This is a genomic window from Flammeovirga aprica JL-4, assembly GCF_012844305.1.
Taxonomy (GTDB): Bacteria; Bacteroidota; Bacteroidia; order Cytophagales; family Flammeovirgaceae; genus Flammeovirga; species Flammeovirga aprica.
On the sequence record NZ_JABANE010000196.1, the window covers coordinates 1 to 7,388 of the forward strand.

A 7,388-nucleotide genomic window follows, 5' to 3' on the forward strand; every position below is an offset into this window, starting at 1 on the left:
TAAAGTTTAGCGATTTCTAAAACTAATAATCTAAATGCTCTGAATTTAGCGATTTCGTGGAAGTAGTCACCTCCTACTGTCGCTTGGAAAATCACATTGCTCAATACTTCAGTAGGCTCAACGTCGAATTTCGCTAATTGATCGATGTACTCTACTAATGTATTTAATGAGAATGCTAATTCTTGTACGTGGTTTGCACCAGCGTTAACAAAAGCATCAGATGCAATTGACATCACTTTGAAGTCAGGCATTTCAGCAGTGTAAGAAATTAATCTTGATAAACGCTGGAATCCTTCCTCATCCATTTTCCCTGTTGTAGTGAAATCATGGATTGGGTCGAAGTGAATGTAACCTGCTACTTTGTCTAAAGAAACACCATGGATGTGTAGGTAACCTACATAATCACGCATTAATGTTCTTGGGTGTTTTACATTTTCAAAACCAATACTGATCATCTCAATACTGATTCCTTTTAATGCTTGCTCGATGTCGAAGTCTTCAATACTGTCTACATCAAACACTAGACCTTCAACACCACGGTCTAATAAATATAAAGCATTAGTGTTAACCTCTGCATTATCCTTACCAACTACTCTTTGGAAAGATTTCCAGTCCATTCCTTCTCCTTCTGCAGAAGTTAAAATGTCCTTTAATCCATCAAGTAATTCGGATTTATTTTCTCTATCCTCTGAAGTAAAGTATGGAGGAATAGTCATTCCGTTTTCAGTTTTCCATACTAGCTTTTTATCGAAGTCAGCTCCTTTTAGGTCAGTGATAACTTTTTCTTTCCAAGTCTCTTTACTGATCGGCTCGAAGTCTGAAAATAATTTTTCAGCCATATTTATGTAATTTTGTGTGTATTGGTGATACAATAATAAAACAAATCTCTTGGACTATACCAACAAGGATATAGTGGAGTATGTTTGAAAGCTGATTTCCGGCAAAAAATTAGCCTTCAAACATACCTGCATTGCTATTGGAGAATTACATTCCTCCAAGTTGCTGGAAGTAAGACAAGAAGCTGATCAAGATACCCGCTGCTACTGCTGAACCGATTACACCTGCTACGTTTGGTGCCATGGCATGCATTAATAAGTGGTTATTTGAATCTGCTTTTAGTCCTTCCTGCTGTACTACTCTTGCTGAGTCAGGTACTGCAGAAACTCCTGCTGCTCCAATCAATGGGTTGATCTTGTTATCACCTTTTAGGAATAAGTTCATGATCTTAGCAAATGCTAACCCAGAGAATGTTGCGATAGCGAAGGCTACTGCACCTAAAGCGAAGATTTTCAATGAATTTGCAGTAATGAAAACACTTGCTTGAGTAGATGCACCTACTGTTACTCCTAGTAAGATAGTGATGATGTCGATCATAGAAGTTCTAGCAGTGTTTGCTAAACGCTCTGTGTGACCTGACTCTTTCAATAAGTTACCGAAGAACAACATACCTAATAGAGGCAATGCACTTGGTGAGATAAATGTCGTAAGGATTAGACCTACCAATGGGAATAAGATTTTCTCTGTTTTCGTCACCGTTCTTGGTGGCTTCATACGGATTTTTCTTTCTTCCGGCGTTGTCATCAAACGCATGATTGGTGGTTGTATCACTGGTACAAGTGCCATGTAAGAGTAAGCTGCAATGGCAATTGCTCCTAGTAAGTGTGGTGCAGATTTAGATGAAAGGAAGATGGCCGTAGGACCGTCAGCTCCACCAATAATACCAATGGCTGCTGCTTCATTTAAATCAAAACCTAAACTAATTGCACCGATGAACGTTAAGAATACACCCACTTGTGCGGCTGCTCCTAAAAGCATCAATTTTGGATTGGCGATCAATGAGGTAAAATCGGTCATCGCTCCAATTCCTAAGAAAATAAGCGGTGGATAAATACCTTTCTCAACACCAAAATATAAATAACTTAATACTGAACCTTCTTCGTAAATACCAATTTGGTTGCCTGCTACAAACGGAATGTTACCGATGATCACACCTGCCCCGATTGGGATTAATAATAGTGGTTCGTAATCAAATTTGATTGCTAAAAATATAAATAATAACCCCACACAGATCATTACAAAGTTCGGCAAAGTCAAGTTTGCAAAACCCGTCATTGACATGAAGTTCATCAGACCGTTCATTGCCAATGCATTAAAATCTTGTGGTGCACCTGTTGCGACTGCTGCTTGAGTCACTTCACCAATTGTCTGATTTGATAAGCCTGCCGCTGATGCAGCTGCCCATGAAATCATAATGGTTGCGATGGCTCCAAAGACGATAAATAAGCGTTTCGTATTCATAATAATTATTGTTTAGAATGAAACCACTTACGCCATTTCTACAAGAACCTCTCCTTGTAATACTGACGTTCCTTCTTCTACTTTGATGCTTGCAATAGTACCGTCTGCTTCAGCCAATACATTGTTTTCCATCTTCATTGCTTCCATTGTCATCAAGACATCTCCTTGCTTCACGGCATCACCTTCTTTGAAGTTAATTGTCATTACAGTACCAGGAAGTGGTGCAACGATGTTTGATTTCTTCGCTGAACGAGTAATTGCTTTCGGTGCAGCTGTTCTTGGAGCTTCAGAACGTAATAGTTTTGGCGTTTTAGAAGTTTTCACTTCCTTGTCCATCTCTACTTTGTAAGGTGTACCATTGACTTCTAATTCAATAGCCTGACCTTCTACTCCTTTTATTGTAACGGCGTAGTTGTTACCGTTAACTGTAAAATTATAGTTTTTCATTTTATTCGGTATTAACGGTTAAGCTGACTGCCATGAACTGCATAAATCTTTGAACTCCATGGAGAGTAAGCTTTCTTCACTTTTTGGATTGTTAGAATTGTTGACTCTTCATCGTGTGCCTCAGCCATGTAGTGGTAAACTGCTGCCGCAATCGCCGCGTTTACTTCACCTGAAACTTTCGTGGCATTGATGACCATCTCTTCATCATCCTTTTTGATCACAATCTGCTTTGGCTTCTTGATCTTGTTCATCACGATCGGCACCAAATAAGTGAATGAGATAAAAAGAAGGAATAATAAGGTCAATGTGAAGAATACTAATCCTACCCCAACCAATGTGATCACTAATCCTTCAGTCAAACCAAATTGTGTTACTTGATTTTCCATATTATTTATTGATTAAAGTGGAATATTAGAGTGCTTCTTAGGAGGATTAACTTCTTTCTTCGTCGCTAATACTTCTAAACCTCTACAGATTCTGAATCTTGTATTTCTTGGCTCGATTACATCATCAATAAATCCGTATTTAGCTGCTTGATAAGGATTTGCGAATTTCTCTACGTATTCTTCCTCTTTATCTTGCATGAATTTCGCTCTTTCTTCTTTGTCTTCGATTGAACGAATAGTTCTTCCTTCTAATACCTCTACAGCACCTTTAGCACCCATTACTGCGATTTCGGCAGTTGGCCATGCGTAGTTGATATCACCTCTTAATTGTTTAGAACTCATTACGTCGTGTGCTCCACCGTATGATTTTCTAAGTGTAATAGTGATTTTTGGAACTGTTGCTTCACCGTAAGCGAACAATAATTTGGCACCGTGAAGGATAATACCGCCGTATTCTTGACCTGAACCTGGTAAGAAACCTGGTACGTCTACTAATGTTACAATTGGAATATTGAATGCATCACAGAAACGAACAAAACGTGCTGCTTTTTTCGATGCCTCAATATCAAGTACACCCGCCAAGAATGAAGGTTGGTTTGCAATAATACCTACTGGACGACCATTGAAACGAGCAAATCCTGTGATAATGTTTTTAGCATAAGATCTGTGCATTTCTAAGAATTCCTCATTATCAACTAATAAGTGAATAACATCTAGCATGTTATATGGCTTGTTAGGATCATCAGGAATTACCTCGTTCAGTTTGTCCTCAATTCTTTCGATTGGGTCATTACATGGGATTTGTGGTGGCTCTTCAAGGTTGTTTGAAGGCAAGAAGCTCATCAACTTACGGATCAACAGTAATGTCTCCTCGTCGTTTTCTGTCATCATATGAGCTACACCAGACTTAGAAGCGTGCATGTTAGCACCACCTAAATCTTCTACAGAGATAACCTCACCAGTTACTGATTTTACTACTTTAGGACCCGTTACAAACATGTATGATGTTTGGTCAGTCATTAAGATAAAGTCAGTCAATGCTGGAGAATATACCGCACCACCAGCACAAGGTCCTAAGATTGCAGAAATCTGAGGTACTACACCAGACGCCATGATGTTTCTTTGGAAGATCTCAGCGTAACCTGCAAGAGACCTAACGCCTTCTTGTATACGAGCTCCACCTGAATCATTCAAACCAATAACCGGTGCTCCCACTTTCATTGCTTGATCCATTACTTTACAGATCTTTTGTGCAAATGTTTCAGAAAGTGAACCTCCGAATACTGTGAAGTCTTGTGCGAATACATAAACAACTCTACCGTCGATAGTACCGTGACCTGTCACTACACCATCTGATAAATATTGTTGTTTATCCAAGCCGAAAGATTTTGTACGGTGCGTTACAAACATGTCGTACTCCTCAAAACTACCTTCATCTAAAAGAAGGTCGATTCTCTCTCTAGCTGTTAACTTACCTTGACTATGTTGTTTGTCAATTCTTTTCTCACCACCACCTAAGCGGGCTTGTGATCTTTTTTCTACAAGTTCTCTAACCTTATCTCTGTTAGTTCCCATTGATAATTCCCAGCGGGTATTTGTCAAATATTAATAACACCTGTGACAGTGTTTTTGATTCATTTTACTGTGTCGTAAGAAAGTCAAGGCAATAATCGTCCAGCCCTGTATTTCTACAGGTTTAAAAAATCAATTTTAATCTACTGTTAAGATAGCATCGTTAAGCCTAATAAGGTGAACGATTACTGCTCCTGACGTACCTTAATGTTTTCTTACTTTTAGTAGTCCTATCATTTAACTACTGAGGGGCGGTAACTATCCCTTATGGATATTGTTACCGATTTATTTTTGGTTACACTACTTTTAGTACTTGGTAGGTATTCAAAAGTAATAATTACTTCTTCTCACAAAGTTCAGTAAGAACTCCATGCGTTGATTTTGGATGTAAGAAAGCGATATCTAATCCTTCCGCTCCTTTTCTTGGTGTTTTGTCTAATAAACGAACACCTTTTTCTTCAGCATCCTCAAGGTTTTTCTCAATATCTTTAACTGCAAATGCTAAGTGGTGCATTCCAGGTCCTTTTTTAGCGACGAATTTCCCGATAGGACCGTCTTCTGAAGTAGACTCTAAAAGCTCAATTTTAGTATCTCCTACTTTAAAGAAAGCAGTTTTAACTTTTTGCTCCTCTACCTCTTCGATAGCATAGCACTTAAGTCCTAATACTTCTTCGTAATACTTAATTGACTCTTCTAAGTTTTCTACTGCGACACCAATGTGCTCAATGTGTGATATATTCATTTCTGTTGCTTTTTAAAAGTAAGTAATAATAAAAGGCGTGATAAGCTTGCCAACCTTTATTATGTACCGTAAAATTCATACAAAAAGATATTGTTTGTGATAACATTCATCATCTAAATAAAGATTAAAATCATAAAAAGTGCTTAACACACCTCTCTTTACTCATATTATGAATATTTAAAAACCTGTATATCAATATTTTAACATGGAAACAAAAATCATCTTTCGGGTTATTTAGAAACAATAAAAAAAATTAAAAAATATTAGAAATTGTATTATAAACACATTTTATACCTTTTTAAAAGAAATGTATGTAGCTTTGTAAAAGCAAAAATAGTGATAGGCTTCCTCTCTTTTATTATAAAATATAGAGATAGACAGTCCGTTGTTTTATTCTATGTAAAATTGACTGGCTGATTAAAATATTCAACATAAAATCATTCTTCTTTTACCATGAGATATAAAAGAAAAAAAAGACTTAGTGCACAGGAGTATGCTGATGGTATTATTAGTGGAGACAGAATAATATTAAGTAGGGCCATCACAATTATAGAAAGTAAACTCCCTGCTGATGTGATTTTGGCAGAAGAAATACTTGAACTGATTTTACCACATACTGGCAATACGCTTAGAGTAGGCATTACAGGTGTTCCAGGCGTTGGAAAGAGTACTTTTATTGAATCTTTTGGCAAGTACATTACTTCCAAAGAAATGCAATTGGCCGTACTGACCATTGACCCGAGTTCACAAATCAGTGGTGGTAGTATTTTGGGTGATAAAACCCGTATGGAAGAGTTATCCAATGATCCTTTGGCCTATGTTCGTCCTTCGGCGGCAGGTAGTGCTTTGGGTGGCGTCAATCATAAGACAAGAGAGACAATGTTGCTTTGTGAAGCGGCAGGTTTTGATGTGATCTTAATCGAAACTGTAGGTGTTGGTCAGTCTGAAACTACTGTAAAAGGAATTGTGGATTTCTTCTTGTTATTGATGTTGGCCGGTGCCGGTGATGAATTGCAAGGTATCAAAAGAGGTATCATGGAAATGGCAGATGCGATTGCAATTACAAAATGTGATGGTGATAATGTTCACCGAGGTAAATTGGCTCGTGCAAGTTATCAGAATGCATTGCACCTGTTCCCTCCTGCTGAATCAGGCTGGGCACCAAAAGTAATGACCTGTTCATCAGTTCAGAATGAAGGTCTGGATGAAATTTTGGAAAATATTCTGAAGTTTGAAAAAGACATGAAAGAGAAAGGTTTCTTCCAATCCAACCGTCAGAGTCAAAACTTGCATTGGATGCACGAAACCATCGATAATCATCTGAAAAGAGCCTTCTACACGAATGGGTCTGTGGAAGGAAATCTAAATCATTTGGAGAATCAAGTAATTCAAAATAAATTGCCGGCGATTGCAGGTGCAAGAAAGTTATTGGAATTATTTAACCAAACGAGAACAGAAAATGATAAAAATATGGCATAATCCAAGGTGCTCGAAAAGTAGAGAATCTTTGAATTTATTGAAGGAAAATGGTGAGGAAATAGAAGTAAGAGAATACTTAAAAGATGCTCCTTCTAAGGCAGAAATTGAGGAAATTCTTTCGATGCTTAATATCGCACCTTTGGCACTTATCCGTAAAGGGGAAGCCATTTATAAAGAAAACTTTAAAGGAAAAGAACTTACTGACGAGGAATACATCGATGCCATGGTAGAATATCCAAAATTGATTGAAAGGCCTATCGTAATTAAGGATAACAAAGCTGTTATCGGCAGGCCTCCTTCGTTTGTAATGTCCTGAAAAAACGATACAGTTTTTCAGTGAATTAATTTCGATATAAGACTCAATAATTTTAAGAATTATTGGGTCTTTTTTTGTGGGTAACCTTCAGTTTTTTTCTTTTCGCTACCGCGGGTTCCTCAAATTTATCGATGCAAAATTGATTCGC

The 7,388-nt window shown here is 37.6% G+C and carries 8 protein-coding genes; 2 read left to right on the top strand and 6 right to left on the bottom strand.

All coding sequences use genetic code 11. The features are described 5' to 3' along the window. The 6 genes from HHU12_RS32395 to mce form a co-directional block, all read right to left on the bottom strand. A partial coding sequence (locus HHU12_RS32395) for a methylmalonyl-CoA mutase family protein (protein WP_205960058.1) occupies positions 1-839 on the bottom strand: 839 nt, incomplete at its 3' end. 145 nt (positions 840-984) lie between these two features. Next, a complete protein-coding gene (locus tag HHU12_RS32400; RefSeq protein WP_240971239.1) occupies positions 985-2,298 on the bottom strand; it encodes a sodium ion-translocating decarboxylase subunit beta in 1,314 nt (437 codons plus the stop codon). A gap of 27 nt (positions 2,299-2,325) precedes the next feature. Then, complete coding sequence (locus HHU12_RS32405; RefSeq protein ID WP_169660884.1) at positions 2,326-2,745, bottom strand: biotin/lipoyl-containing protein; 420 nt, start codon at positions 2,743-2,745, stop codon at positions 2,326-2,328. A gap of 11 nt (positions 2,746-2,756) precedes the next feature. Beyond that, the gene (locus HHU12_RS32410) at positions 2,757-3,131 is read right to left on the bottom strand and encodes an OadG family transporter subunit (protein WP_169660885.1); all 375 of its coding nucleotides are present in this window, start codon (positions 3,129-3,131) and stop codon (positions 2,757-2,759) included. Between the two features lie 12 nt (positions 3,132-3,143). Beyond that, on the bottom strand, positions 3,144-4,706 hold the full coding sequence (locus HHU12_RS32415; protein WP_169660886.1) for an acyl-CoA carboxylase subunit beta: 1,563 nt from the start codon (positions 4,704-4,706) through the stop codon (positions 3,144-3,146). Between the two features lie 334 nt (positions 4,707-5,040). Continuing rightward, positions 5,041-5,445: a methylmalonyl-CoA epimerase gene (gene mce, locus HHU12_RS32420; RefSeq protein ID WP_044200488.1), complete on the bottom strand. Its 405-nt coding sequence runs from the start codon at positions 5,443-5,445 to the stop codon at positions 5,041-5,043. 453 nt (positions 5,446-5,898) lie between these two features. Between mce and meaB the strand changes: the two genes are divergently transcribed. Both meaB and arsC read left to right on the top strand, forming a co-directional pair. Next, entirely contained in the window at positions 5,899-6,924 is a 1,026-nt protein-coding gene (meaB, locus tag HHU12_RS32425) for a methylmalonyl Co-A mutase-associated GTPase MeaB (protein WP_169660887.1), read from the top strand. Beyond that, on the top strand, positions 6,905-7,240 hold the full coding sequence (arsC, locus tag HHU12_RS32430) for an arsenate reductase (glutaredoxin) (protein ID WP_169660888.1): 336 nt from the start codon (positions 6,905-6,907) through the stop codon (positions 7,238-7,240). Before meaB ends, arsC begins: the two co-directional genes overlap by 20 nt. Positions 7,241-7,388: the final 148 nt, after the last annotated feature.

Bases quoted from the DNA above. Each gene is read 5' to 3' on its own strand.
- HHU12_RS32400 (WP_240971239.1), bottom strand. From the start codon at position 2,298: ATGAATACGAAACGCTTATTTATCGTCTTTGGAGCCATCGCAACCATT.
- HHU12_RS32405 (WP_169660884.1), bottom strand. From the start codon at position 2,745: ATGAAAAACTATAATTTTACAGTTAACGGTAACAACTACGCCGTTACA.
- HHU12_RS32410 (WP_169660885.1), bottom strand. From the start codon at position 3,131: ATGGAAAATCAAGTAACACAATTTGGTTTGACTGAAGGATTAGTGATC.
- HHU12_RS32415 (WP_169660886.1), bottom strand. From the start codon at position 4,706: ATGGGAACTAACAGAGATAAGGTTAGAGAACTTGTAGAAAAAAGATCA.
- mce (WP_044200488.1), bottom strand. From the start codon at position 5,445: ATGAATATATCACACATTGAGCACATTGGTGTCGCAGTAGAAAACTTA.
- meaB (WP_169660887.1), top strand. From the start codon at position 5,899: ATGAGATATAAAAGAAAAAAAAGACTTAGTGCACAGGAGTATGCTGAT.
- arsC (WP_169660888.1), top strand. From the start codon at position 6,905: ATGATAAAAATATGGCATAATCCAAGGTGCTCGAAAAGTAGAGAATCT.